This is a genomic window from Erythrobacter sp. (assembly GCF_035194505.1).
Lineage (GTDB): Bacteria > Pseudomonadota > Alphaproteobacteria > Sphingomonadales > Sphingomonadaceae > Erythrobacter.
On the sequence record NZ_CP136573.1, the window covers coordinates 1,443,555 to 1,470,000 of the forward strand.

At 65.5% G+C, this 26,446-nt stretch carries 21 protein-coding genes, 1 tRNA gene and 2 rRNA genes (1 of these 24 running past the window's edge); 14 read left to right on the top strand and 10 right to left on the bottom strand.

Going from position 1 to position 26,446, the window contains the following annotated elements; all coding sequences use genetic code 11:
• Nucleotide 1 precedes the first annotated feature (1 nt).
• Complete coding sequence (locus RSE14_RS07170) at nucleotides 2-901, bottom strand: DMT family transporter (protein WP_324076645.1); 900 nt, start codon at nucleotides 899-901, stop codon at nucleotides 2-4.
• Nucleotides 902-971: 70 nt separating this feature from the next.
• Here RSE14_RS07170 and RSE14_RS07175 point away from each other — a divergent pair, with 70 nt between their 5' ends.
• The gene (locus RSE14_RS07175) at nucleotides 972-2,084 is read left to right on the top strand and encodes an alkene reductase (RefSeq protein ID WP_324076646.1); all 1,113 of its coding nucleotides are present in this window, start codon (nucleotides 972-974) and stop codon (nucleotides 2,082-2,084) included.
• A gap of 11 nt (nucleotides 2,085-2,095) precedes the next feature.
• Here the strand turns inward: RSE14_RS07175 and RSE14_RS07180 are convergent, their stop codons facing one another.
• A complete protein-coding gene (locus tag RSE14_RS07180; protein ID WP_324076647.1) occupies nucleotides 2,096-2,404 on the bottom strand; it encodes a hypothetical protein in 309 nt (102 codons plus the stop codon).
• Entirely contained in the window at nucleotides 2,401-3,090 is a 690-nt protein-coding gene (gene lipB / locus RSE14_RS07185) for a lipoyl(octanoyl) transferase LipB (RefSeq protein ID WP_324076649.1), read from the bottom strand. The genes RSE14_RS07180 and lipB overlap by 4 nt, the downstream gene beginning before the upstream one ends.
• 80 nt (nucleotides 3,091-3,170) lie before the next feature.
• On the opposite strand from lipB, the gene RSE14_RS07190 reads away from it, so the two are divergent.
• Nucleotides 3,171-4,025, top strand: coding sequence for a DUF7847 domain-containing protein (locus RSE14_RS07190; protein ID WP_324076652.1), 855 nt, complete (start codon nucleotides 3,171-3,173; stop codon nucleotides 4,023-4,025).
• Nucleotides 4,026-4,045: 20 nt separating this feature from the next.
• Entirely contained in the window at nucleotides 4,046-5,395 is a 1,350-nt protein-coding gene (locus RSE14_RS07195; RefSeq protein ID WP_324076654.1) for an MFS transporter, read from the top strand.
• A 241-nt stretch (nucleotides 5,396-5,636) separates the two neighbouring features.
• Here the strand turns inward: RSE14_RS07195 and arsC are convergent, their stop codons facing one another.
• Nucleotides 5,637-5,981: an arsenate reductase (glutaredoxin) gene (arsC, locus tag RSE14_RS07200; RefSeq protein ID WP_324076655.1), complete on the bottom strand. Its 345-nt coding sequence runs from the start codon at nucleotides 5,979-5,981 to the stop codon at nucleotides 5,637-5,639.
• A 153-nt stretch (nucleotides 5,982-6,134) separates the two neighbouring features.
• Here arsC and RSE14_RS07205 point away from each other — a divergent pair, with 153 nt between their 5' ends.
• Nucleotides 6,135-8,453 (top strand): TonB-dependent receptor family protein, encoded by a 2,319-nt coding sequence (locus RSE14_RS07205; RefSeq protein ID WP_324076656.1) that lies wholly within the window; start codon nucleotides 6,135-6,137, stop codon nucleotides 8,451-8,453.
• Between the two features lie 26 nt (nucleotides 8,454-8,479).
• Here RSE14_RS07205 and RSE14_RS07210 read toward each other — a convergent pair whose 3' ends face one another.
• The gene (locus RSE14_RS07210; protein ID WP_324076657.1) at nucleotides 8,480-9,025 is read right to left on the bottom strand and encodes a (2Fe-2S)-binding protein; all 546 of its coding nucleotides are present in this window, start codon (nucleotides 9,023-9,025) and stop codon (nucleotides 8,480-8,482) included.
• A gap of 20 nt (nucleotides 9,026-9,045) precedes the next feature.
• Nucleotides 9,046-9,810: a class II aldolase/adducin family protein gene (locus RSE14_RS07215; protein ID WP_324076658.1), complete on the bottom strand. Its 765-nt coding sequence runs from the start codon at nucleotides 9,808-9,810 to the stop codon at nucleotides 9,046-9,048.
• 94 nt (nucleotides 9,811-9,904) lie between these two features.
• Here RSE14_RS07215 and RSE14_RS07220 point away from each other — a divergent pair, with 94 nt between their 5' ends.
• The 10 genes from RSE14_RS07220 (at nucleotide 9,905) to asd (ending at nucleotide 23,030) form a co-directional block, all read left to right on the top strand.
• Nucleotides 9,905-11,284 carry an MATE family efflux transporter gene (locus tag RSE14_RS07220; RefSeq protein ID WP_324076659.1) on the top strand — a complete coding sequence of 460 codons (1,380 nt, stop codon included), beginning with the start codon at nucleotides 9,905-9,907 and terminating at the stop codon, nucleotides 11,282-11,284.
• A gap of 60 nt (nucleotides 11,285-11,344) precedes the next feature.
• Nucleotides 11,345-13,840 carry a chemotaxis protein CheA gene (locus RSE14_RS07225; protein ID WP_324076660.1) on the top strand — a complete coding sequence of 832 codons (2,496 nt, stop codon included), beginning with the start codon at nucleotides 11,345-11,347 and terminating at the stop codon, nucleotides 13,838-13,840.
• On the top strand, nucleotides 13,837-14,289 hold the full coding sequence (locus RSE14_RS07230; protein WP_324076661.1) for a chemotaxis protein CheW: 453 nt from the start codon (nucleotides 13,837-13,839) through the stop codon (nucleotides 14,287-14,289). The genes RSE14_RS07225 and RSE14_RS07230 overlap by 4 nt, the downstream gene beginning before the upstream one ends.
• A 56-nt stretch (nucleotides 14,290-14,345) precedes the next feature.
• A complete protein-coding gene (locus RSE14_RS07235; protein ID WP_324076662.1) occupies nucleotides 14,346-14,711 on the top strand; it encodes a response regulator in 366 nt (121 codons plus the stop codon).
• Nucleotides 14,708-15,877: a chemotaxis-specific protein-glutamate methyltransferase CheB gene (gene cheB / locus RSE14_RS07240; protein WP_324076663.1), complete on the top strand. Its 1,170-nt coding sequence runs from the start codon at nucleotides 14,708-14,710 to the stop codon at nucleotides 15,875-15,877. Before RSE14_RS07235 ends, cheB begins: the two co-directional genes overlap by 4 nt.
• Before the next feature lie 13 nt (nucleotides 15,878-15,890).
• The gene (locus tag RSE14_RS07245; RefSeq protein ID WP_324076665.1) at nucleotides 15,891-16,754 is read left to right on the top strand and encodes a CheR family methyltransferase; all 864 of its coding nucleotides are present in this window, start codon (nucleotides 15,891-15,893) and stop codon (nucleotides 16,752-16,754) included.
• A 99-nt stretch (nucleotides 16,755-16,853) separates the two neighbouring features.
• Nucleotides 16,854-18,371 carry a putative bifunctional diguanylate cyclase/phosphodiesterase gene (locus tag RSE14_RS07250; RefSeq protein ID WP_324076667.1) on the top strand — a complete coding sequence of 506 codons (1,518 nt, stop codon included), beginning with the start codon at nucleotides 16,854-16,856 and terminating at the stop codon, nucleotides 18,369-18,371.
• A complete protein-coding gene (locus tag RSE14_RS07255) occupies nucleotides 18,368-20,122 on the top strand; it encodes a methyl-accepting chemotaxis protein (RefSeq protein ID WP_324076668.1) in 1,755 nt (584 codons plus the stop codon). The genes RSE14_RS07250 and RSE14_RS07255 overlap by 4 nt, the downstream gene beginning before the upstream one ends.
• 158 nt (nucleotides 20,123-20,280) lie before the next feature.
• Nucleotides 20,281-22,146, top strand: coding sequence for a methyl-accepting chemotaxis protein (locus RSE14_RS07260; protein WP_324076669.1), 1,866 nt, complete (start codon nucleotides 20,281-20,283; stop codon nucleotides 22,144-22,146).
• A gap of 32 nt (nucleotides 22,147-22,178) precedes the next feature.
• Nucleotides 22,179-23,030 (top strand): archaetidylserine decarboxylase, encoded by an 852-nt coding sequence (gene asd, locus RSE14_RS07265; protein WP_324076670.1) that lies wholly within the window; start codon nucleotides 22,179-22,181, stop codon nucleotides 23,028-23,030.
• A gap of 6 nt (nucleotides 23,031-23,036) precedes the next feature.
• On the opposite strand, the gene RSE14_RS07270 is transcribed toward asd, so the two are convergent.
• The 4 genes from RSE14_RS07270 to RSE14_RS07285 form a co-directional block, all read right to left on the bottom strand.
• Complete coding sequence (locus RSE14_RS07270) at nucleotides 23,037-23,636, bottom strand: HD domain-containing protein (protein ID WP_324076672.1); 600 nt, start codon at nucleotides 23,634-23,636, stop codon at nucleotides 23,037-23,039.
• An 88-nt stretch (nucleotides 23,637-23,724) separates the two neighbouring features.
• Nucleotides 23,725-23,801: transfer RNA gene (locus RSE14_RS07275), tRNA-Met, on the bottom strand.
• A gap of 117 nt (nucleotides 23,802-23,918) precedes the next feature.
• Nucleotides 23,919-24,033: ribosomal RNA gene (gene rrf / locus RSE14_RS07280) — 5S ribosomal RNA — on the bottom strand.
• 132 nt (nucleotides 24,034-24,165) lie between these two features.
• Nucleotides 24,166-26,446, bottom strand: a 23S ribosomal RNA gene (locus RSE14_RS07285) (it continues 507 nt past the right edge of the window).

Consider the following 26,446-nt stretch of genomic DNA (forward strand, 5'->3'; position numbering starts at 1 on the left):
GTCAGGCCTTCGCCCGGCTCACCGCCAGCGCTGCTCCGACCAGCATCATGCCGACGATATCCATCCCTGACAGCACCTCGCCGAACGCCAGCCAGCCGTAGATCGAGGCGACCGCAGGCTGCGTCAGCAGGGCAAGGCCGACCACCAGCGGCGGGAAGTATCTGAGCGCGAACACCATCAGCCCCTGCCCGACCAGCTGGCTGAGGACGAACAGTCCCACCACCGGCCCCCACGCCTGCGGCCACACAGGCTCGCCCAGTGCCAGCGCGATGGCGAGGAGCACCGGCGCGCCAAAGATGCTCACCCAGACCAGCAGGCTCCACGAGCCGAAGGCACTGCGGGCGTTCTGCAAGGTGAGGAGATAGACCGCGTAAAGCAGCCCCGCCGCGACCGAGAACAAGTCACCGATCAGGGTCTCGTGGCTGATTTCGAGACTGCGTCCCATCAGGATCGCCGCGCCTGCCAGTGCGAAGATGATCGCCAGCGTCTCGAGCCGCCCGGGAAGGGTGCGGGCGATGATGAAGCCCCAGAACAGCAGCACGATCGAGCCGGCATTGCCGAACAGCGTGGCATTGCCAATCCGCGTCATCTCGATGCCGATGTGCCAGCTGGCGAGATCCAGCGCGAAGGTGACAGCGCCGAGCGCCACAAGGGCGAGGGTCTTGCCGGGCATCCCCGTCAGCCGCTGGCCATTGGCCCGCGCCAGCAGCACCATGAAGGGCAGCGCCAGAAACAGCCGCCAGAAGCCCGCCGCTACCGGACCGGTATCCGCCACCCGCACGAACCACGGGCCAATCGCCAGCGCCACATTGCCGCCGAACAGCGCGAACAGCAGCAGCCACGCCGCCGGGCGTGTCTCGTGGGGAACAACTTCTTCTTGGGGCGCACCCTCATTTTCCATGCTTGCGCCCTAGCCGCGCGCGCCCCAAGTGGATAGCCAATCAAAACTGACCGATGAGGATTACCCACAAATGCACGACGCTCTGTTCCAGCCGCTCCAGATGGGCGCGCTTCACGCGAAGAACCGCATCCACATGGCCCCGCTCACCCGCGGGCGCGCAGCCGAGCCGATGTTCGTGCCCAACGAATTGATGGCGCTCTATTATCGCCAGCGCGCAGGCGCGGGCATGATCCTGACCGAAGCCACGGGCATCAGCACCGAAGGTCTTGGCTGGCCCTCGGCGCCCGGTATCTGGAGCGACGAGCAGACCGAAGCGTGGAAGGCGACCACCAAGGCGGTGCACGAGGAAGGCGGCCTCATCGTCATGCAGCTGTGGCACATGGGGCGCATCGTCCACCCCTACTTCCTCGGCGGCGAGCCGCCTTTCTCGGCGAGTGCCACGCAGGCTCCGGGCGAGGCCCACACGCCGACCGGCAAGGCTCCCTATGCCGTCGCGCGCGAAATGACACACGAGGATATCAAGCGCACCATCGGCGATTACCGCCGCGCCGCTGAAAACGCCAAGAAGGCGGGCTTTGACGGCGTGCAGCTGCACAGCGCGAATGGCTATCTCGTCGACCAGTTCCTGCGCGACAAGACCAACCTGCGCACCGACGAATATGGCGGCTCGCCCGAGAACCGCACCCGCTTCATGCGCGAGATCCTCGAATCGCTGATCGACGTGTGGGGCGCGGACCGCGTCGGCATCCGCCTCTCGCCCAATGGCGATTCGCAAGGCACCGATGACAGCAACCCCGCCGCAACCTTCGGTGCTGCTGCCAAGGTGTGCGAGGAACTGGGCCTCGCCTTCGTCGAACTGCGCGAACCCGGGCCGGACGGTACTTTCGGCCAGACCGATGTGCCCAAGCAAAGCCCGCTGATCCGCCAGATCTACACCGGCAAGCTGATCCTCAATTCGGACTACACCGCGGAAGAAGCCGAGGCCGATGTGACGAGCGGTAAGTGCGATGCGGTGAGCTTTGGCCGCCCCTATATCTCCAACCCCGATCTCGAAAAGCGGATCGCGGCAGGCGCGCACTGGAACCCGAACAAGGACGTGCCCAAGAGCTGGTACTTCCCGATCCCCGAAGGCTACGTCGACTACCCGACCCTTGCAGAGGAGCAGGCCGAAGCCGCCGAGTAAGCGGCGCGGCCTTACTGGACGTTGGCGGGGGCCGGGGCAGCAGGGGCTGCTTCGGCCCCTTCGCTTGTCGGGGTGCCTTCGACGCCCTCGGCCTGATCGACTTCGGGCTGTTCAGCATCGAGATCGGTTGGCGCGGGGCCCTGACGCGGGGCGAGCGGGGCCTGCGATTCCAGCTGTTCCAGCGGGATCATCGCATCGCTGATAGTGCCGCCCTGCACCTCGCCCGCAGCCGCGCCGCCCTGCTTGGCAGGCGCGCCCGGCGCTTCCGAACAGGCGGCGGTGGCCAGCAGGGCCAAAGCAAGGCAGGCAGGGCGCATCATCGGCAAGCCCTTTTCGCTGCCGCATCGAGCGCGTCAAGGAAATCATCGCGCGTCGCCAGCAGGGCCGCGTCCCATTCCTCGGCCGAAACCGCAAGGCCCAGCTTCGCCATGCTGGTGACGCCATATTCGGCAATCCCGCAAGGCACGATCCCGCCGAAATGCGTGAGGTCGGGATCAAGGTTCACCGAAAAGCCGTGCATCGTCACCCAGCGCCGCACGCGCACGCCGATGGCGCCGATCTTGGCTTCCGATCCGTCGATATCGCGGGTCCAGATGCCGACGCGGCCCTCGGCCCGCCAGCTTTCCACCCCGAAGGTGCGAAGCGTCGCTATTACCCAGCCCTCGATCGCATGGACGAAGCAGCGCACGTCCTTGCCCCGCCGATTGAGGTCGAGCACCAGATAGCCGACCCGCTGGCCCGGCCCGTGATATGTGTAGCGCCCGCCGCGTCCGGTCGCGACCACCTCGAAGCGCGGGTCGACCAGTTCGGACGGGTCGGCGCTTGTGCCGGCGGTATAGACCGGCGGGTGTTCGAGCAGCCAGATCAGTTCGTCTGCCTCGCCGCTCGCAACCGCCTGATTGCGCGCCTCCATTGCCGCCAGCGCCTCCCCGTAGGGAACCGGCTGCGTCTCGCGCCGCCATTCGGGCAGGGGCGGCCTCTCGTTTTGGGGAGCAGTGCTTGCCATGATGCTCCGGTGGGGGCATTGAACGCGCATATCAAGAGGCGATTGCGTATCGCCCTTTCAGCCGGGGATCGGACAGCAACATGGCAAACATCAAGCTCGACATGGGAAAGGCGTGGACACAGACCACGGCGCTGATCGGGGCCAACAAGGACACGATCTCGGCCATCGCCGGCTTGTTCTTCTTCCTGCCGACCTTTGCCGCCGCTCTGCTGCTGCCCGAAACGAGCACCACCATTCCTGTCGCCGGCCAACGCCAGGGCGGCGATCCGGAGGTGGCGATGCAACAGGCGATCGACCAGATTTCCGCGCTCTATGCCGATAACTGGCCGGTGCTGCTGGCGATCAGTATCGCGGGCTTCATCGGCTCGCTCAGCCTGCTCGCCCTGCTGACCGACAAGGGCCGCCCGACCGTGGGCGAGGCGCTGGGGCAAGGCATCCGCTCGATCCCGACCTACATCGCCGCGCAGATCATCAGCGCGCTGGCCGCAGGGGTGGTGGTGGGCCTTCCGCTGGGCCTGATGGCCGCACTCGCTCCGCCCGCCCTCACCGCGACCGCCGGGCTCGCGCTGATCGTGCTGGTGATCTACCTGTTCGTGAAATTCTCCCTGATCGCCCCGGTGATCGCCATCGATCAGGAGCGCAATCCGATCGCCGCCATGACCCGCTCGTGGCGGCTGACCAAGGGCAATTCGGTGCGCATCTTTGCCTTCATCGTGCTGCTGTTTGCGGTGATCGTGATCATCGGTGCGCTGGTGCAAGGGGTGCTGACGCTGATTCTCTCGGCGATCGGCGGACAGGTGGAGGCCATCGGCGTCGCGCTGGTAAGTGCGCTGGTCAACACCGTAATGACGGTGATCTTCCTCGTCGTGATCGCGTCGATCCATCGCCAGCTGTCCGGCGGGACGCCCGAAAAGATTGCCGAAGCCTTCGAATAGGCTCTGACCGCCCGCGCATCATGGCCGAAACCGACCCGCATCTGACGCCGTCTGCGCAAAAGGCGCCCGCCACCGGCGCGATCCCGCCGTCGCGCATGGCGCTGCTGTTCACCGTCATGCTGGTGACCGCGGCGGGCAACACCGCGATGCAATCGGTGATGCCCTCGATCGGCACCGCGCTGAAGGTGCAGGATGTGTGGATCAGCCTCGCCTATAGCTGGTCGGCGCTGCTGTGGGTGGTGTGCGCGCCGTTCTGGGCGCGGCGCTCGGACAAGCGCGGGCGCAAGGCGATGATGGCGCTGGGCCTCGCCGGCTTCATCGTCTCCTTCGTGCTATGCGGCGCAGCCTTGTGGGCGGGCCTTGCGGGATGGATGGGCGCCTTCTGGACGCTCGCCGCCTTTGCCGCCGCGCGCAGCCTTTATGGCGGGTTCGGCAGCGCTGCGCCCCCGGCGGTGCAAGCCTATGTCGCCTCGCGCACGCCCCGCGCCGAACGCACCCAGGCGCTCTCGCTGATTGCATCGAGCTTCGGGCTCGGCACCGTGATCGGCCCGGCGCTGGCCCCGCTGATGGTGGTGCCTTTCCTCGGCATCGGGCTGACGGGGCCGTTCATCGCCTTTGCCGCCATCGGCGTGGTCGCGTTGGTGCTGCTGCGCTGGCGGCTGCCCAATGACGAGCCGCAATTCGCCGCGCGCGGGGACGCTGCCCCCTATTCAAGCCCTTCGGGCGCGCCGAGCGATCCGCAGGATACGCTCGATGCCGAGGCTGCGGGCGAGCCGCCGCGTCTCAGCTGGCGTGACCCGCGCCTGAGGCCCTGGGTCTTCGCAGGCTTCTTCGGCGGTCATGCGCAGGCGATGGTGCTGGGGATCTCGGGCTTTCTGGTGCTCGACAGGCTGGGCCTGCGCGATACGCCGACCGAAGGCGCAGGGCCGGTTGGCCTCGTATTGATGAGCGGCGCGATTGCCACTTTGCTCGCGCAATGGGGCCTGATCCCGCGCTTCGACCTCGGCCCGCGCGCAGCGACGCTGTGGGGCATTGCGACGGCTGCTTTCGGCACCATGGTGCTGGCGGTGGCGGGCGATCTGCACCTGATTGCATTGGGCTATGCCATCGCTTCCCTCGGCTTCGGGCTGTTCCGTCCGGGAACCACAGCGGGCACCTCGCTGGCGGTCACGCGCGCCGAGCAGGGGCAGGCGAGCGGGATCGTCGCGTCACTGGCCGGGGCGAGCTATATCTACGCACCTGCGCTCGGCGTGTGGCTCTACGGCCATTCCAATTGGCTGGGCTTCGGCCTGATCGTCGCCCTGTGCGCCGCCGTGCTGCTGCACGGGTGGACGAGCCTTCAGGCGGACCGGGAACTGACGCGTTCCTGATTTGCGGGCCCGCCTCCACGGGCCCGTCCTCGGCGCTGTTTCAAGCCCTGCGGGCTTGAGCGCCTGCGGCTCGCGCGCGTGCGCTCGCGGTCGCTGCGCGACCGATGCTTTCGCCAAACCCAAGGAGGCAGGAGAGCTCGGCCCGCCATTAGACGGGCCGCAAGGCCGAACGGCCGCCCGCAGCGACGCGGCCGGCAGGCCGTGTGAGCGAGGATATCGCAGCCCGGAGGGGCTGCGGAAGTCAAAGCACCTCCAGCACCACATCCTGCGGGCGGCAAAGGCGCACGCCCTTGTCGGTCTCGACCAGCGGGCGTTCGATCAGCACCGGGTTAGCGACCATCGCGGCCAGCACTGTCCCATCGTCGGCATCAGGCAGACCGCGTTCTGCGGCATCGGTGCCGCGCAGACGCAGGCCCTGCTGCGGGGTGATCCCGGCATCGCGATAGAGCTGGGCGAGCTTTTCCGCGCTCGGCGGGGTCTTGAGATACTCCACCACCGTCACCTCGACGCGGCTCAGGTTCTCGAGGATCGCAAGCGTCTTCCTCGACGTGCCGCAAGCCGGGTTGTGCCAGATCGTCGCTTTCATGGCCGTGCTCCTGAAACTGCCAGAGTTCGATGCGGAGTAAGCCCCTGCGCAGAGATTCGCTACAGATTGATGATAATCAATTTCATTGCGCTTCATGGGTTGCAGTTGCGAGTGAGTTGCAATATCTGGCCCGCAAGACACGAAAGGCCTTCCATGATTCTCGCCCAAGCGCGCACCATCCTTGCCCTCGGATGCGCCACCCTTGCCTTCCCCGCCCTGGCCGAAACCGCGCCTGCCGAGGCGACCAAGGGTACGAGCAAGAGCACCGAGCAGGGCCTTTCGACCTCCGCTCTCGCCGCCACAACCACCGCCCAGCCCGCGACCGAGATCGTCGTGGTGGGCGAGGCCCAGGATGCCGAGGCCATCGCCGGCTCCTTCGGCAAGGTGACCAACGATGACTTGCGCCGCAGCCGCGTGCTCAATGTCAATGACGCGCTGCGGCAGGTGGCGGGCGTCTTCGCGCGGGACGAGGAAGGCGCCGGGATGCGCCCCAATATCGGTATCCGCGGCCTCAACCCGGTGCGTTCGACCAAGGTGCTGCTGCTCGAAGACGGCATTCCGCTCGGCTATGCGCCCTATGGCGACAATGCAGCCTATTACCACCCGCCGATCCAGCGCTTCACATCGGTCGAAGTGCTGAAAGGCGCAGCGCAAGTGCGCTTCGGCCCGCAGACCATCGGCGGGGTGGTCAACTACATCACGCCCGACGTGCCGGATGAATTCACCGCACGCGGGACCGTCGCAGGGGGCAACCTCGATCAGCTGATGCTTGACGGACAGGTCGGCGGCAAGCTGCTGGGCGGCGGGGTGCTGGTCCACGTCAACCACAACCAGACCGATGGCAACCGCGACAACCAGTCGATGAAGTTCACCGACATCTTCATCAAGGGTGCGTGGGAGCTGGGCGCAAGCCACGGCCTGACGATCAAGCTGTCGCGATTTACCGAGGACAGCGAAGTCACCTACTCGGGCCTGCGCCGCGACGAATTCGCTGCCAATCCGCGCGGCAACATCTTCATCAATGACGAATTCCAGACCGAACGGCTCAATGCCACCATCGCCCACCGCTGGGATCTGGCCGAGCACCTGACCCTTCGCACCACCGCCTATTACCACTACTTCACGCGCGACTGGTGGCGGCAATCCTCGAACTCGGGCCAGCGCCCGAACGATGCCAGCGACCCGACCTGCGGCGGGCTCGCCAACCTGCTGACCACTTGTGGCAATGAAGGCCGCCTGCGCGATTACGACACCTACGGGATCGAGACCCGCCTTGCCATCGAACACGCACTGCTGGGGATCGGGGGCGAGACCGAAATCGGCGTGCGCTATCACGAGGAGCGCCAGACCCGCCGCCAGTGGAACGGCGATACGCCTGACGCCCGCACCCCCGGCACCAGCGTCAACGCCGGTGTGCGCGAGAACAACGAGCGCGACGCCAACGCCTTCTCCGCCTTCATCCAGTCGCGCTTTGTGATCGGCAACTTCGCCCTGACCCCGGGCGTGCGCGGCGAGTTCATCGACTTTGCCCGTCGCAATCTGCCAATCGACGTGCTGGTTGGCGGGCGGCCCTCGGGCGCTGTCACCGCCCCCTCGAGTGGCAGCCAGAGCCTCGACAAGGTGCTGCCCGGTCTCGGGGCGACCTGGGATATTGCCGAGAACGTGACGCTCTACGGCGGCGTCCACCGCGGCTTTGCACCCCCGCGTGTCGAGGACATCATCACCGCGGCGGGCGGCTCGGTCGATCTCGGCGCGGAGCTCAGCTGGAATTACGAATTCGGCATTCGCGGCGAAGTGCTGCCCGGTCTCAATGCCGATGCGACCATCTTCGTGATGGATTTCCAGAACCAGATCGTCGCCCAGTCGGTCGCCGGCGGGGTCGGGGCGACGTTGACCTCGGCGGGCGAAACGATGCACCGCGGCGGCGAGCTGGCGCTCAACGCCTCCTCGCGCGCGGCGGGCCTTACCGAAGGCGATACCGATATCTTCGCGCGGCTTGCTGTCACCTGGGTGGCGGACGCTGAGTACAACAGCACCCGTATCGCCAACGCGCCGTGCTTTGACGGGGCCACCACCGGCACGCTGGTCGCAACCGGCGCTGGCCCGGTGCCTTGCGGCGTTGCCCGCAATGTCGAAGGCAATCGCCTGCCTTACTCGCCCGAGTGGCTGGTGTCGGGCGCAATCGGGGTGGAGCACAAGGGCTTCACCGGCCAGATCGAGATGGTCAGCCAGTCCTCGATCTTTGCCGACGACGTAAACCTCATTCCCGTCACGCCCGATGGCCAGCGCGGGCTGATCCCAGGCTGGACCCAGTTCAATGTCGCCGCCTCATACGGCCCGCCGGAGGGCAAGTGGGAGGTGTTCGCGACCGCGCGCAACCTCTTCGACCGGCTCTACATCACTGATCGCGCGCGCGGCATCCTGCCGGGCCAGCCCTTCACGATCCAGGTCGGCGTGACGTTCAGGCTTTGAGGGGGCAGCCCCCCGCCCCGTCTCGCTTATTCCGGCTTCACCACCCGCAGCGCGGGGACGGCTTTTGCCGCGTCCTCGGGACTGATGCCGGGCGCAGGCGCGGCGCTGATGCTTTCGCTGCGCTGCGCCACGCGGCCAGCCTGCTCCACCGCCTTGATCAGCCGGGGATAGACCCCGCAGCGGCAGATATTGGGGATTGCCCCCTCGATCTCCTCGCGGGTGGGGGCTGGATTGCGCTGGATCAGCGCAGCCGCGGCGATGACGATCCCGGGCGTGCAATATCCGCACTGGATCGCCTGCTGCGCCACCATGGCCTGCTGCACCGGATGCGAGCGATCGCGGCTCAGCCCCTCGATCGTGGTGATGATCCGCCCCTCGGCCTCGGCCAGCGTGATCTTGCACGATCTGAGCGCAACCCCGTCAACCAGCACCATGCAGGCCCCGCCGCATTCGCCGCCGCCACAGGCCTTGGTGCCGGTGAGGTTCATCGCCTCACGCAGCGCGTAGAGCAGCGGCATGCGCGGATCGAGATCGAACTCGACCGGCCGCTCGTTGACGGTCATGCGCGACATTGTGCCGCCCTTTTAGCGGCTTAGCTGCGCCAGCTGTCGTCGATCTTGTCGACCCGGCGCTTCCACGCCTCGAAGTCGAACATCCCCGCGCCGCCCTGCCCGCTCATCACGGAAAGATCGCGCTGGTGCACATCGACCACTGCCTGCGGGACGAGGTTGGGGTTGCCCATCGAAAGCGTCGCCACCTGGATCTCGCAGGCGCGCTGCAAGGCCCACATCTTCACGAACATGCCCTGGATGGTGCGATCCATCACCACGGGGCCGTGGTTGCGCAGCATCAGGATGGTGTGGTTGCCGAGGTTCTGAACCAGCCGCTCGCCTTCCTCGGGGCGCACAGTGACGCCCTCGAAGTCGTGATAGCCGATCTGGCCCTGGAAGTTGCAGGCGTAGAAATTGGTCGGCAGCAAGCCGTCCTTGTGGCTCGCCACAGCCATGGTCGCGGTGGTGTGGACATGGCAGATCGCGTCCGCACGCTCGCCCAGATGCTTGTGGAAATAGGCGTGCTGGGTGAAGCCCGCCTTGTTCACCATATAGGGCGAGCCGCCGACATTATTGCCCTCGACATCGATCTTCACGAGGTTCGATGCGGTGACTTCGGAATAGAGCAGGCCGAAGGGGTTGATGAGGAAGGTATCCTTCTCCCCCGGCACCTTCAGCGAGATGTGGTTGTAGATCGATTCCGACCAGCCGAGGTGATCGAAAATGCGGTAGCAAGCCGCAAGATCAAGCCGCGCCTGCCACTCTTCCTTGCTGCACTCGATCGTCGGTTTGAGCTGGGTTGCCATGGCCTGTTCCTCTCCGTCTGCTGTTGCCCTGCGCTATCGCATGGGCAGGGAATGCTTTGCAAGCCGCGCGCGAGGCGGCTACGCCTTACGCCACATGAACGCATCCGCCCCTCCGCTTGCCAAACTGGTCAGCGGCTCCATTCCCCGCCACCTCGTCAACCAGACGCTGCCGGCTGTGATCGGTGTGGCGGCGATCATGTCGATCGGGATCGTGGACGCCTATTTCATCGGCCAGCTGGGAAGCGCGCCGTTGGCCGCGATCAGCTTCATCTTCCCGGTTGCCGTCGCCAGCACCTCGCTGGGGGTGGGCGTGATGGTCGGGATCAATTCGGTGGTGGCCCGGGCGCTTGGCGAAGGCGACCATGCAAGCGCCGAGCGGCGGGCCAGTTTCGGCATCCTGTTCGCGGCCCTGATCGGCGTGGTGATGGGCCTTTCCCTGTGGCTCGCGATCGAGCCGATCTTCGCCGCGATGAACGCGCCCGCGCACCTCATGCCGCTGATCCGCGCTTACATGACGCCCTATGCCGCAGGCTTCCCCTTCAGCCTTGCAATCATGGGCTTCAACGGCGTGCTACGAGGGCAAGGCGAGGCCAAGCGCACCAGCACGGTCAGCATCACCTATGCCGCCGCCAACTGGGTGCTGAACCCGATCCTGATCACCGGAGCCCCCGAGATTTTGGGCGGTTTCGAGGGCTTCGGGATTGCCGGATCGGCCTATGCCACGGTGATCGGCTGGGGCATCGGCGTTGTGACGGCGATGGTGCTGCTGCGCGGCACCAGCCTGCCCTTCCGCCTCGGTGCCTTGCGCGATTGCGACCTCATCGATCCCGCCCGGGCGATCATCAAGGTCGGCCTGCCAGCCGCTTTTTCGAATGCGATCAATCCCCTGGCCCTCTCGATCCTTACCGCCCGCGTGGCGCTGGAGGGCGAGGCGGCGGTGGCGGGCTTCGGCGCGGCGGGCCGTTTGCAAAGCTTCGTGATTGTCCCGCTGCTCGGCCTGTCCGGCGCAATCGGCGCGATTGTCGGGCAGAACTGGGGCGCGGGCCACCATGACCGGGCGCGCGAGGCGGCGCTGTGGGCGGCGGGGTTCTGCATCGTCTGGGGCCTGCTGGTGGCGGGCGCGATGATGGCCGCAGGGCGCAGCTTTGCGACCGTCTTCACCGATGATCCCGCCGTGATTGCCGAGTTCGCCCGCTACCTCCAGATTGCCGCCTGGGGCTATGCCGGGTTCGGCCTGCTGATCGTCGGCAACGGCATCATGAACGCGGTCGACAAGGCGAGCTTTGCGCTGCTGCAATCGGTCGCCCGCGTGTTCTGCGTGATGCTGCCGACCGCGCTCATTCTGCAACCATCGATGGGAAGCAGCGCGATCTACACCGCAGAGCTGGCCGCCAACCTGTTCGGCGCGGTTTCGGCGGTGGTGCTGGTGCGCCATGTCTTTGTGCAAAAACAGCCCGCTTGGGCCCCGCGCTAGGCGTTCATTAACCAACCTGCCGCATAGAGTGCGCCCGTATGCACAAGGGGCGCAAACCGCATGGATGATCTGCTGGCGGATTTCATCGCCGAGACCCGCGAGATGCTGGAGGCTTCGGGCGGCGAAATCGTCGCCTGGGAAGCCGATCCGGCCGATCGCGCGCGGCTCGATACGATCTTCCGCTTCGTCCACACGGTGAAGGGCAATTGCGGGTTCTTCGACTTCCCGCGCCTTGCCGCCCTGTCCCACGCCGCCGAGGATGCGCTGGCCGATTGCCGCGCTGGCCGGCGCGAGCCTGACCGCGAGCTGGTCAATGCCGTGCTCGCCATCATCGACCGGATTGCGGCGATGGTCGATGCCATCGAAGCGGGCGACGAATTCCCGCTAGGCGACGATGACACCCTGATTGCCGCGGTCAATGTTTCACGTGAAACATCCGATGACGCAGGGTTCGATAGCGCCATAACGGGGCTGGAGGGGGTCAAGGAGGAGTCTAACCCTGCCCTGCCCACACCCTTGCACGCCCCTGCGAGCGCGCTGATGGAGCGCAGCGAAGAGGCTGGCACTGCCGCCGCCCGCCGCGCCGAAAACCCCGCCGCCCAGCGCACCATCCGGCTTCCCGTGGAACTGCTCGACCGGGTGATGAGCGGCGTGTCCGACATGGTGCTGGCGCGCAATGATCTCGCCCACCGCCTGCGTCAGGCCGGCACCCAGCCGACCATCGACGGCCCGTTCGAGCGCCTCACCGCGATCCTCACCGACGTGCGCGACGCGATCACGCGGATGCGGATGCAGCGTATCGAGACCCTGTTCAGCGCCCTTCCCCGCCTTGTGCGCGACCTTTCCGCCGAACTCGGCAAGCAGGTGATGGTCGATATCGATGGCGGCGATGTCGAGCTTGACCGCGAGATGATCGAGACGATCCGCGATCCGCTCACCCACATCATCCGCAACGCCATCGATCATGGCATCGAAGCCCCCTCGGCCCGTCTGGCGCAGGGCAAGCGCGAAATCGGGATGCTGGCGATTGCCGCGCGGCAGGCGGGCAACACCATCGCCATCGTCATCCGCGACGACGGACGCGGCCTCGACGAGCACAGAATCGCCGAAAAAGCGCTCGCCACAGGCCTGCTAACTGCCAGCGATCGGCACATCATAAGCCGCGATAAGCTGCTTAACCTGATCTTCGAACCCGGCTTTTCGACCGCTGAAACAGTCAGCAATGTCTCCGGACGCGGCGTCGGGCTCGATGTGGTGCGCATGAACCTCGAAAAGGTCGGCGGCTCGATCAAGGTCGCCAGCATTCCGGGCGAAGGCACGCAGTTCACGCTCCAGATCCCGCTCACGCTCAGCATCATTGCCGGGCTGACCGTCGAGATCGGCCCGCAGCGCTTCGCGATCCCGCAAGGCTATGTCGAGGAAATCGTCCAGGCGAGCGAGCAGGCGCTCGAATTCACCCGCATGGGCGAGGCCGCACTGGTCACCTTCCGCGGCAATCGCATCCCCTGCCTGATGCTGGCCGATGTGCTCGGCATCGAACCCGGCCAAAAACGCCGCGAGCTGACGCTGGTGCTGCTGCGACTGGCCAGCGGCGACCTCTTCGCGCTGGTGGTGGACCGCATCCACAGCCACGGCGATCTGGTGGTCAAGCCGCTGGCGCCCGCGGTGATGAAGAGCGGGCTCTATGCCGGATCGACCTTGCTCGACGATGGCCAGCCGGTGCTGCTGCTCGATGTCACCAACATCGCCGCCCAGCATGATCTGGTGTCCGATGGCCGCTCGCGCGTGCTCCAGCCCATCGAGGATGATGCCGCCGCTGCCGCCGAGGCTGCGCCGCGCGCGATGCTGTTCACCGATTTTGCCGGCCGCCGCTCGGCGATCCGGATGGAACTGGTGCAGCGCATCGAGACCACGCCTGCCTCTGCGATCGATCGTTCTGCCGCGCGCCCGCGTGTCGTGATCGACGGGCAGATCCTGCCGCTGGTAGGCCTGCCCGAGGATGGCGAACTGCAACTGCGCGGCGGCAAGCTGCGCCTGCTGCGCCTGTCGGACGGGGCCTGCGAACTGCTCCACGCGGTGCGCGAGATCGAGGATGCTGCCGAACTCGCCGAGGCGCTGGTGGCTGTGCCGGAAGACCCGCTGGTCGAGGCGATGACGCTGGTCGAGGGCAGGCCCGTCACTCTGATCGACGCGCACGAACTTTTCGCCCGCTACGGCGAGCCGCCGCTCGGCGCCCCCGGCCAGCGCCCGCGCTGCGCCCTGCCCGACAGCGAATGGGCGCGCGCGATCCTTGCCCCGCTGGTGAGCGCGGCGGGTTACGAGGTGGTCAGCGCACCGGCGGTGGACGATCCCGATATCGTCTCGATCCTGTTCGATGATGTCTATGAAGCCGCCGAAGTGCTGGGGCGCATGCCCGCCGGCCCGGTGATCCGCCTGCGCGATCATCCGGACGAAGCAACCGCCAGCGGCACGATCTATCGCTATGACCGTGAAGGCCTGATTGCCGCGCAGGCCGCGACGCGCCATCGCCAGATTGCCGGGGGGCTGGGGCAATGACCGAACTGCTTGTCGTCATCCAGATCGCCGGACGGCGCTGCGCCTTGAGCGCGCATGACGTCAAATCGGTGATCGAACTGGGCAGCATCACCCCGGTGCCGCGCACGCCCGATTTCATCACCGGCATCACCGCGCTGCGCAGCCAGTCGCTGACCGTGATCGATTGCCGCCGCGCGCTCAGCCTGCCCAATGACGAAAGCCCGACCGATGATCGCGCTGCCGTGGTTGCCCATGGCGGGCACTCCTATGCGCTGATGGTCGATGCGATCGAGGATATCACCACCGCCACCGCCGAGCCCGGGCAGGTGCCCGGCGGCTTCGGCCCGGAATGGTCGCGCGTGGCGACCGGCATGGTCGAGACCATGACCGGCCCTGCCCTGCTGATCGATCTGGCTGCGCTGATCGCCGGCCCCGAAGGCGCCCGCAGCGAAATCGAGGCGGCGGCTTAATCCAATACTTACCAGATGGGGCCTATGCCGGTGCCGGGTCCAACGCAGGAAATGCCATGAAAACGTGCCTGATCGTCGATGATTCGCGGGTCATCCGCAAGGTTTCGCGGCATATCCTCGAAACCCTCGGCTTTACCGTCGACGAGGTCGAGAACGGCCGCGCGGCGCTGGATGCCTGCGAGGCATCCATGCCCGATGTCGTGCTGCTCGACTGGAACATGCCGGTGATGACGGGCATCGAATTCCTCGTCCACCTGCGCAAGTTCCCCGGCGGTGACCGGCCCAAGGTCGTGTTCTGCACCACCGAGAACGACGTGGCGCATATCCGCGAGGCGATCGAGGCAGGCGCGGACGAATATGTCATGAAGCCCTTCGATCACGAGACCCTCCAGATCAAGTTGCAGCTCGTCGGCTTCGCGTGAGCCCGACGGCCTCTCCTTCCTCGCTCGCCGGCCGCGCAGGCGCGGCGGGGCGGCGGCTGCTGGCCGCACGCGGCGGCGGGGCGGCTGCGATCCGGGTGATGATCGTCGATGATTCGCTGACTGTGCGCACGATCTTCAAGCGCATGGTGGAAAGCGATCCGGCGCTGGTGATCGTCGGCACGGCAAGCAGCGCGGAAGGGGCGATTGCCCAACTGGCCGAGCAACCCGCCGATGTGGTGTTGCTCGATCTCGAAATGCCGGGGATGGGCGGGCTTGAAGCCCTGCCGGTGATCCTCGCGACGCCTGCCAGCCCGCAGGTGCTGGTGGTCTCCTCGCTGACGGTGGACGGGGCCGAGCACACCCTTTCGGCGCTGCGCATGGGGGCGGCGGACACGCTGCTGAAACCGCGTCCGGGCGGCTTTACCGAGGATTATCGCAGCCAGCTTCTGGGCAAGATCCGCGCGCTCGGCGCCCGCAATGCAGGCGGCGGCGGCGAGGCGGCTGCGGGCGCGGCCGACCTTCCGATGCGCAGCTTTGCGCGCGTGCCTGCCGCTGCCCTGCCGCGTCTGCGGCGGGTAGAGGCAGTCGCGATCGGCGCTTCGACCGGCGGGATCCATGCATTGGGGCTGATGCTGGGCGCGCTGGGGCCGGGCTTCGATCTGCCGATCCTCATCACCCAGCACCTGCCACCTTCTTTCATTCCGGTCTTCGCGCGCCAGATCGAGCATGCCTGCGGGCGCCCGGCCGACATCGCCGCCGATGGCAGCGAAATCCGCGCGGGGCGGATCATGATCGCGCCGGGCCGCGGGCACATGCTGGTGCGCCGCAGCGGCGAGAAGCTCGTCACCCGCATCAGCACCGATCCCGCGCCGAGCGGCTGCCTGCCCTCGGTCGATCCGATGCTCACCAGCCTTGCCGCCGCCTGCGAGGGACGCGTGCTGGGCGTGATCCTGTCCGGCATGGGCCGCGACGGAGCGCTCGGCGCAGCGGACCTCGTCGATGCCGGCGGGACAATCTACGCGCAGGATGCCGACAGCAGCGCCGTGTGGGGGATGCCGGGCGCCGTGGCGCGCGCCGGGCTCGCCAGCCTCATTGCACCGCCCTCTGCCCTCGGCGAGGCGATCACCGCACAGATCAGCGCCGCGCCGCTGCGGCGGCAGGGCTGAGGAGGCGCGCGCGATGGAAAGCAGCGAAGCCTCGCACCAGATCATCGCCGAGCTGCTTGCCGCGCGCACCGGCCAGCATCTCACCGAGAGCCGCCGCTGGCGCGTCAATTCGGCGCTGGCGGGGATCTTCCGCGAGCACGGCATCAGCAATGTCGATCAGCTGGTGTGCCTGCTCGCCTCGCCCCGCAGCGGCGGGCCGGACAGCCCCGACCTGTCGCAGCAGGTGGTCGAGGCGCTGCTCAACAACGAGACCTATTTCTTCCGCGACAAGCCGACCTTCGACCAGCTGCCGCAGGAAATCCTGCCGGAACTGGCCCGCCGCCGCGCGCACAGCAAGCGCCTGTCGATCTGGTCGGCGGGCTGTTCGACGGGTCAGGAAATCTACTCGCTCGCGATGCTGTTCACCGAACAGAAGGAGCGCTGGCAGGGCTGGTCGATCGAGCTGCTCGGCACCGATGTCTCGCACCGCGCGATCACCGCGGCGCGCAGCGGGCTCTACAGTCAGTTCGAGGTGCAGCGCGGGCTCGGCGTGACGCAGATGCTGCGCCATTTCGACGAGACCACGAACGGCTGGCAACTGCGCGAGGATGCGCGGCGGATGGTGCATTTCCGCCAGCACAATGTGCTCGGCCCCCATCCCGGCCGCCAGCCCTTCGACCTCGTGCTGTGCCGCAATGTCCTGCTCTATTTCGACCGCACCACCCGCGCCGATGCCTTTGCGCGGCTGGCCAGCGCGGTAGCACCCGACGGCTTCCTGATGCTCGGCGCGGGCGAGACCGTGGTCGGCCAGACCGACCGCTTCATCCCCTCCCCGCAGCGCGCCAGCTTCTTCGAACCGCTCGGCCAGGGCGGCGAGGCGCAGCGCCGGCGCGCCTGACCGGCCACAATCGCAAACAGGGTTTACGCTTCCTTAGCGGCTCTTCTTTACGACGATCCCATGCAAATGGCGCGCGGTTGCGCCGAATGGGGAAACGCGTTGCGGGTTACCAAGAAACCCCTGCGTCTGACACCGATCGGCCTGGTGCTGGTGCCGCTGGCGCTTGCCTGCGTGATTACCAGCCTTGCCGTCCTCGCGGTCAGCTATCCCGACGAGCTGGCGATTGTCGCCCCGGGGCCGCTGATCACGTCCACGCTGCTGATCTATGCCGCGATCCTGATCCTTGTCGGCCGCAGCGCCATCGCCAATGTCCGCGAGCTCGAGTCGCTGGGTCTCACCGATGCCCTCACCCACCTGCCCAATCGCCGCGCCCTGCACGAGGATGTCGACCGCATGTCGGCCGGAGATCAGGAAGTCGCGCTGGCGCTGATCGATCTCGACAGCTTCAAGCAGGTGAACGACCATTTCGGCCACGCGGTCGGTGATCAGCTGATCGACGAGTGCGCCCGCCTGCTACGCGATGTCTGCGGCGACGAGGCCCGCTGCTACCGCCTCGGCGGTGACGAATTCGCCGCAGTAATGACCGGCAAGGTGGCCGGCACGATCCTCGAAGGGATGAGCCGCACCCTGCTGGAACGCCTCGCCGTGCCGATCGCGGTGGGCGAGCGCGAGATCGTGGTCGGCGCCAGCATCGGCCTGTCGCGCTCCACCGCCGATCAACGCCTGCCCTCCAGCGAACTCCTGCGCCGCAGCGACGTGGCGATGTACATGTCCAAGCGCGGCGGGAAGATGCGCTGCACCTGGTTCAACGAAAGCTTCGACCGCCGCCGCGAACGCGTGCGCGAGATCGAGGACGAGATCCGCAAGGGCATGGCCGCGGGCGAATTCGAACTCGCCTACCAGCCGCTGGTGGATGCCGAGGACGGGCGCATTGTCGCGGTCGAGGCGCTGCTGCGCTGGAACCGGGGCGACCGCAATCCGCTCGGCCCCAATGTCTTCATTCCGGTGGCCGAGGATTCCGGCCTCATCAATCCGCTCGGCCAATGGGTGCTGCGTCAGGCGGTGAAAGATGCAGGCCGCTGGGGCGATATCGCTCTGTCGGTCAACCTTTCGGCCGCGCAGCTGCGCAACCCCGAATTCCCGATCAAGCTGGGCGAGGTGCTGGAAGAAACCGGCTTCCCGCCGCAGCGGCTGGAACAGGAAGTCACCGAGACCTGCCTCGTGCTCGATCCGGTGGTGGCCGAACGCACATTGGATGTGATCCGCTCCTTCGGGGTGCGCATCGCGCTCGACGACTTCGGCACGGGCTATGCCTCGATCGGCTTCCTGCGCCGCTTCCGCTTCGAGAAATTGAAGCTCGACCGCAGCCTCATCGAACTGGCAGGCGGCGATGACGGCAGCCGGGCGATGATGCTGTCCAGCATTGCGCTCGCCCGCGCGCTCAACATGGGCGTGACCGCGGAAGGCGTGGAGACCGAGGAGCAAGCCGAACTGGTGCGCCTTGCCGGGTGCGACCAGATCCAGGGCTGGCTCTATTACCGCGCCCTGCCCGCATCCGAAATCGATCGCCTGATCGACGAACAGAACCACCAGATCGCAGACGACGAGGCAGCATGAGCGCTCTCAAGGATCTCGCCGTGGATATCGCAGCCGAGCGTCTGGCCGAAGGCGAGGCGGCCGGGTCGGCATCGCCAGCATCGAGCGCTGGCCGCCTGCGGACATGGTTCGAAGGCCTTTCGGTGGGGGGCAAGGTCACCTTGTTCTTCACCCTCAACCTCGGCTTTGCGCTGTGTGCCGGGCTGTTCGCGATTGGCGGCTTCATTGAACTCGGCAACCGCGCCGACAGCATCAACCGCACCCATGATCAGGCGATCGAGGCCGAACGCCTGTTGGTCCATCTCTCCGAAGGGCAGCGCCATGCCGAAATGCTGGTGGCGACCGGCGAGACTGCGCGCGAGGGTGCCGCACTCGACGAACTCGCCGCCGCCGATAGCAGCATTGCTACGCTCGCCGGCACGATCCCGGACACCGCCTCGCCCGCCGCTCAGCGGCTTGCGGCCATTCGCGACGGGGTGAACGATTTCCGTAAGCAGATCAGCCGCTTCGATGCCGCCGCCGGAGATCCCGCCGCGCGCCGCCGCAGCGCCCGCGATGTCGCGCAAAGCGGCAGTGCGGTGCTCGAAGCGGGTCGCGCCATGGCGCAGGCGCTGGGCGGGGAAGCCAATAGCCGTTCGGATGCTGGCGCGGATTTCATCCAGTCGCTGCTGTTCACGTGGATCGGGATTGCCACTGCACTCACGCTCATCACCCTGGTGGCGCAGCGCTATGTCAACCAGACTGTCGGCGGCTTGCTGCGTTCGATGGCGGCCCAGATGACGCGGCTGGCCTCGGGCGAGAAGGACGTCGTGATTGCCGGCAAGGACCGCCGCGACGAGATCGGCGACATGGCGCGCGCGCTCGAAGTGTTCCACCGTGCCGGCTTGCGGCTCGAACGCCTCTCCCGCGAACGTGCCCAGCGCGCCCGCGCCGAGCTGGACGAGCAGACCCGCGTCCAGATCCAGCAGCAGGAAGCGCGGATCGAGCGCGAGAAGATGCTGCGCGACGTGGCCGACCAGTTTGAGCGCACCGTGGGCGATGTCGTCACCGGGGTGGTGTCCGCATCCAGCCAGCTCCAGAGCACCTCGAAGCTCATGGCCGCCACCGCCGAGGAAACCAGCCGCCGCGCCGGCGATGTGGCGGGCGCGATGGAGGAAGCCAATCTCGGCGCCACCGCTGCGGCGACCGCGAGCGACGAATTCGCCATGTCGATCGGCGAGATCAGCCGTCAGGCGGCCTCCTCTGCCGAACTCGCGCGCGAGGCGACGCTGTCGGCGCGCAAGGCCGATACCACAATCTCGGCGCTCACCGCCTCGGCCCAGCAGGTGGGCGAGATTGTCGAACTGATCCAGACCATCGCCAAGCGCACCAATCTGCTCGCCCTCAACGCCAGCATCGAAGCTGCGCGCGGGGGCGAGGCAGGGCGCGGCTTTGCGGTGGTGGCGAGCGAGGTCAAGGAACTCGCCAACCAGACCAGCCGTGCGACCGAAAAGATCGCCGAGCAGATCCGTGACATGCAGGACACCACCGGGGCCAGCGTCTCGGCGCTGCGTTCGATTGCGGGGCAGATCCAGCAGCTTGAAACCACCGCCGTCTCGATTGCCAGCGCGGTCGATCAGCAGTCGGTCGCCGGGCAGGATCTGGCGCGCTCGATCGATCTGGCCGCGCGCGGGACCGAGAAGGTCACCGGCCATATCGACGATGTGCGGCAGATGGCGCTCTCGACCGGATCGGCGGCAAGCCAGGTGCTCTCCAGCGCCACCAGCCTTTAGGCCCAGGCCGCGACCTTGCGCCAGCAGGTGCAGACCTTCCTGATGCGGGTGCGCGTGGGGTAAACTGCAATAACCCTTGAATTTTCCGCCATGATTCAAGCTTTTGGAAAGGATTTTCCTTCACAATTGCTTACAAAAGAGCCCCGGGGGATTGCGGCATGAACATGATGACCCTGCAGGAGCGCCGCGAGGAACAGGCTGTTCCCGATTTCGTGCGCGACCTCAGACAGGATTTTTCATTCGAGGATGAAGCGGAAGACACAGAGGCTGTCAGCGCAGCCCCGGTCAAGACCAGCGCGCTCGAACGCCTCGCATGGTTCCGCGATCTGTCGCTGGCGAACAAGATCAACGCGATTTTCGGCACCTTCTTTGCGGTCGGCGCACTGATGACGCTGGTGCTCGGACTGGGGCTCGGGGAATTGTGGGATCGCTACAATTCCACGGCGCGGGTGCAGGAAGCCGTTGTCGCTGCGGGCGAGCTTGAGAGCGCGGCCGGGGAACTGCGCTATCACACGGTGCGCACGCTCTATGACCGGTCCGCAGCCCTGCGCGAAAACCGCCGCGCGAGCGAAGCGCAGATCATGTCGCATATCGCCACGCTCGATACGATCCTGTCGCAGCACGTGCCCGACATGGAACCGCGCGTGGGCGCGCTCAAGGCGCGGCTCGATGCCTTCCGCAGCGAGGCCGACGCGGCCGGCGACGCGGTGCAATCGGGCGGCAGCGCCAATGCCGGCGCGGCAGCGCTGGGGATCGAAGGCAACCGCCTGCTCGAAGAGGCTGGCCGGCTCGGCACCGATCTGGTCGCGCGCGCCGAGGCGCAGGAAGCCAGCGGCATCGGCTATTTCTTCAACATGGTGCTGATTCTTGGCGTGCTCGCCGCTTTCGGCGCAACCGTGCTGCTGCTCGGCATGGCCTATCTCTCGCGCGATTTCTCGCGCAAGATCGTCGAGATCACCGGGGCGATGACCCGCCTCGCCGAGGGCGACCGAAATTTCAGCATCGACGGCCAGACCCGCAAGGACGAAGTCGGCGCGATGGTTCGTGCGCTTGAACTGTTCAAGCGTGCCAGCCGCCGGCTCGAAAGCTGGGCGCGCGAACGCTCGGAAAAGGCCGAGCAGGAGTTGCAGCTCCAGCAGGAGCGCGAGCGCGAAAGAGTCGATGCCGAAGCGCGCAAGGCCGCGTTGCTTGATGAAGTGGCGCGCCAGTTCGAACGCACCGTGGGCGATGTCGTCAACGGCGTGGCGGCAGCCTCCAGCCAGCTCCACACCACCGCCACCCGCATGGCCGCCAGCGCCGAGGAAGCCAGCCGCCGCACCGGCGAAGTCGCCACCTCGATGGAAGAGGCCAATGCCGGGGCCACCGCTGCGGCTGCTGCCAGCGACGAATTCGCGCTCTCGATCAGCGAGATCAGCCGTCAGGCCGCCTCGTCGAGCGAGTTGGCGCGGCTTGCCACCGAAGCCACGGGCGAGGCCGACGAGACCATCTCTGCCCTCGCCGCCTCGGCCGAGGAAGTCGGGCAGATCGTCGAGCTGATCCAGACCATCGCCCAGCGCACCAATCTGCTCGCTCTCAATGCCAGCATCGAAGCAGCGCGCGGGGGCGAGGCGGGCCGCGGGTTCGCTGTGGTCGCCAGCGAGGTCAAGGAACTCGCCATGCAGACCAGCCGCGCGACCGAGAAGGTCGCCGACCAGATCCGCGCGATGCAGTCCACCACCGGCGCCAGCGTCAAGGCACTGCGGTCTATCGCGGGGCAGGTGAAGGAGCTCGAATCCACCGCTGTCTCGATCGCCACCGCGGTTGACCAGCAGTCGGTCGCCGGGCGCGATCTGGCGCAGTCGATCGACCTTGCTGCCCGCGGGACCGAGAATGTCGCCGGGCACATCGAAGACGTGCGCCAGCTCTCGCTCTCGACCGGAGCTGCGGCCAGCCAGGTTCTCTCCAGCGCCAACGAGCTGGAGGCCCAGGCCGCCCACCTCGGCGATCAGGTGCGCGGGTTCCTGCGCACTGTGCGCTTGGGGTAGGATTTCCGGCCGAGGAGGGCTAGGGAACGGCCATGCCCTCCCCCTTTATCCTGTTCCAGCACCTTGTCCCGCAACACGCCCTCACCCGGCTCGCGGGAGCGCTGGCAGCGAGCGAGCGGCCGTGGATCAAGGATCCGCTGATCCGCCACTTCGCCGGCGCCTATGGCGTCAACATGGACGAAGCGGCGCGCGGGCTTGGCGAGTTTGCCAGCTTCAACGACTTTTTCACGCGCGAATTGAAGCCCGGCGCACGCGAACTGGCTGATAGCGCGAACTATGTCCTGAGCCCGGCGGACGGTGCGGTGAGCCAGCTCGGCAGCATCACCGATGGCCGGATCTTCCAGGCCAAGGGCCGCGATTTTACCGCGAGCGAAATCCTCGGCCACGGCGCAGAGGCCGCCGCACGGTTCGAGGGCGGGCAGTTCATGACGATCTACCTCAGCCCCAAGGATTATCACCGCGTCCATATGCCGGCAGCGGGCGCGCTCCAATCGAGCGTCTATGTCCCCGGGGATCTGTTCTCGGTGAATGCCGAGACTGCCGAGGGCGTCGACCGGCTGTTCGCCCGCAACGAGCGCTTGTCCTGCCTGTTCGACGGGCCGGACGGGGCCTTCGCCAGCATCATGGTCGGCGCGATGATCGTCGCCGGCATCGACACGGTCTGGCCACACCGCTTTGCCGGCCATGGGAAGGCACCCGTGCGCGAGGACTTTGCGCAAGGCGCGGTCGATCTCGCGGCGGGCGCGGAGATGGGCCGCTTCTACCTCGGCTCCACCGTGGTGCTGCTGTTCGAACCCGGCCGGGTGGAATGGCTCGGCGGCATCGTCGCAGGCGATCCGGTGCGCATGGGTCAGGCGATCGGACGACGGCTCGGCGCAGGCTGAGAGTTCTCAGAACCGCGCGGCGAGCTCTTCCATCTCGGCCACCTCACGCGCGAAGCGCTGCGCAGCCAGTCCGGGCACCAGTTCTGCGAAGACATCTGCAAGTGCGCGGTAATACCACAGGGTGCCATCCTTGCGCCCCGTAAAGCGCTCCCAAACTTCAGCGCCATGGGCGCGCAGATCAGCGTTGATGGCGCTGGCATTATGGGTCTTGTCTGCAAGGCTTACTTCGAGCGAGCGGACGGGCTTGGCGGCGAGGCTGGCAACGTAGGCTTCCTTGCGCGGTCGCCAGTCGGGCTTGGGCTCTTCGTGCGTGTCGGTGCAGTGATCGACCATCGCGGCAACATCCGCGCCGAAATGGGCCCGAATATCCGCCAGACGCGCCTCACCGCCCTGATCCTCGGCAGCGTCATGCAGGAGGGCGGCAATCGCCTGGTCTTCGTCAGCGCCGTTTTCGAGCGCGATCGCGGCAACTGCGAGCAGGTGCGAAACATAGGGGATGCCAGAGCCCTTGCGGGTCTGCAGGCGGTGAGTCCGGCTGGCATAAGCGAGCGCAGTGTCGAACCTGTCGGTGAGGAATGGCGCGGGCTTTGCGGTCTGCTCGGTCATGTCAGTTCTCCTGTGGTGAACCCAACGCATTTTGCGCCCGGCAGCGAGGCTGCGGGCGTGCGTATGATCTGTTGTGATGGGTTTTCGATGGTTGCGGGAGTTGGATTTGAACCAACGACCTTCAGGTTATGAGCCTGACGAGCTACCGGACTGCTCCATCCCGCGTCACCGTTTGTCGGCATCATCAGCACCGAAGCGCAAAGACGCCAAAAGGGCCGCCCTTGCGGGTCAGCCCTGTTGACTATGTGAATGGGTTATTCCCGCGCACCCACCAGCTGCAATGCCTGGCGACGACCTACTCTTCCATACCTTAAGGCATAGTACCATCGGCGCTGTCTGGTTTCACGGCCGAGTTCGAGATGGGATCGGGTGGGTCACAGACGCTATGGCCACCAAGCAATGGAGCCAGTGGATGCGGGTTTAAATCGATGCACACTCACTTGGGTGAGTGGTTAAGGGCGTATCTGGCTGGAGAACTCTCCACCAACGCACTCTGCACGAGGCAGGGCTGACGTTGATAGTGCAGACTCTCAAGCGCGATATGAACTATTAGGACCGGTTAGCTACATGCATTACTGCACTTCCACACCCGGCCTATCAACGTGATGGTCTATCACGGTTCAAAGATACCTAATCTCAAGGGAGGCTTCCCGCTTAGATGCTTTCAGCGGTTATCCCGTCCGTACATAGCTACCCTGCGGCACCCTTGGCAGGATGACAGGTACACCAGAGGTACGTTCACCCCGGTCCTCTCGTACTAGGGGCAACTCCTTTCAAGTATCGACGCCCACGGCAGATAGGGACCAAACTGTCTCGCGACGTTCTGAACCCAGCTCACGTACCACTTTAATTGGCGAACAGCCAAACCCTTGGGACCTGCTCCAGCCCCAGGATGTGATGAGCCGACATCGAGGTGCCAAACGATTCCGTCGATATGAGCTCTTGGGAATCATCAGCCTGTTATCCCCGGCGTACCTTTTATCCGTTGAGCGATGGCCCTTCCACGAGGGACCACCGGATCACTATGACCGACTTTCGTCTCTGCTCGACTCGTCAGTCTCGCAGTCAGGCAGGCTTATGCCATTGCACTCTAACAGACGGTTTCCAACCGTCCTGAGCCTACCATCGCGCGCCTCCGTTACTCTTTAGGAGGCGACCGCCCCAGTCAAACTACCCGCCACAGAGGGTCCCTACACCGGATAACGGTGCGAGGTTAGATATCAGAAAACAGCAGGGTGGTATTTCACCTATGGCTCCACGACAGCTGGCGCCGTCGCTTCAAAGCCTCCCACCTATGCTACACAACTCTTTCCTAATACCACTCTGAAGCTGCAGTAAAGGTGCACGGGGTCTTTCCGTCTAACCGCGGGTACTCCGCATCTTCACGGAGAATTCAATTTCGCTGAGCATATCCTGGAGACAGTGGGGAAGTCGTTACGCCATTCGTGCAGGTCGGAACTTACCCGACAAGGAATTTCGCTACCTTAGGACCGTTATAGTTACGGCCGCCGTTTACTGGGGCTTCAATTCGGAGCTTGCACTCCTCCTCTTAACCTTCCAGCACCGGGCAGGCGTCAGACCCTATACGTCGTCTTGAAGCCGACTTAGCAGAGTCCTGTGTTTTTGATAAACAGTCGCTACCCCCTGGCCTGTGCCCCCCACCAAAAGTTGCCTTAAGATGGGGCCTCCTTCTTCCGAAGGTACGGAGGCAATTTGCCGAGTTCCTTCAGGATACTTCTCTCAAGCGCCTTGGTATACTCTACCTGACCACCTGTGTCGGTTTCGGGTACGGTCTATACGGTGGGGCTATTTCCTGGAACCTCTTCACTGCCCAACCAATCCAATAAGGAAGGACAATTTACGAGATCCGTCACACACCACCAGGCCCACGAATATTAACGTGGTTCCCATCGACTACCCCCTTCGGGCTCGTCTTAGGGGCCGGCTCACCCTACGTTGATTAGCATTGCGTAGGAACCCTTGGTCTTTCGGCGACAGGGCATCTAACCCTGTTTGTCGCTACTCATGTCAGCATTCGCACTTCCGATACGTCCAGCGTCGGTTACCCTTCGCCTTCACTCGCTTACGGAACGCTCCGCTACCGCTGCAGTAAACTGCAACCCTAAGCTTCGGTGCATATCTTTAGCCCCGTTACATTTTCGCCGCAGGAACCCTTATTTAGACCAGTGAGCTGTTACGCTTTCTTTAAAGGATGGCTGCTTCTAAGCCAACCTCCTGGTTGTTTTGGGATTCCCACATGCTTTCCCACTTAGATATGACTTGGGGACCTTAGCTGTAGGTTAGGGCTGTTTCCCTTTTGACGACGGACCTTAGCACCCGCCGTCTGTCTGCCAGACAAGACTCGATGGTATTCGGAGTTTGGTTAGGTTTGGTACCGCTCGCGCAGCCCTAGCCCATCCAGTGCTCTACCCCCATCGGCATACATCTGACGCTCTACCTCAATAGATTTCGCGGAGAACCAGCTATTTCCCGGCTTGATTGGCCTTTCACCCCTAAACACAAGTCATCCGAGCATTTTTCAACATGCAACGGTTCGATCCTCCAGTGCGTGTTACCGCACCTTCAATCTGCTCATGCCTAGATCGCCGGGTTTCGGGTCTAATCCAACATACTCAGTCGCCCTATTCAGACTCGCTTTCGCTTCGCCTACACCTAACGGCTTAAGCTCGCATGCTAGATTAAGTCACTGACCCATTATGCAAGAGGTACGCTGTCACCCCCTATGGGGCTCCAACTGCTTGTAAGCATCCGGTTTCAGGTACTGTTTCACTCCCCTAATCGGGGTGCTT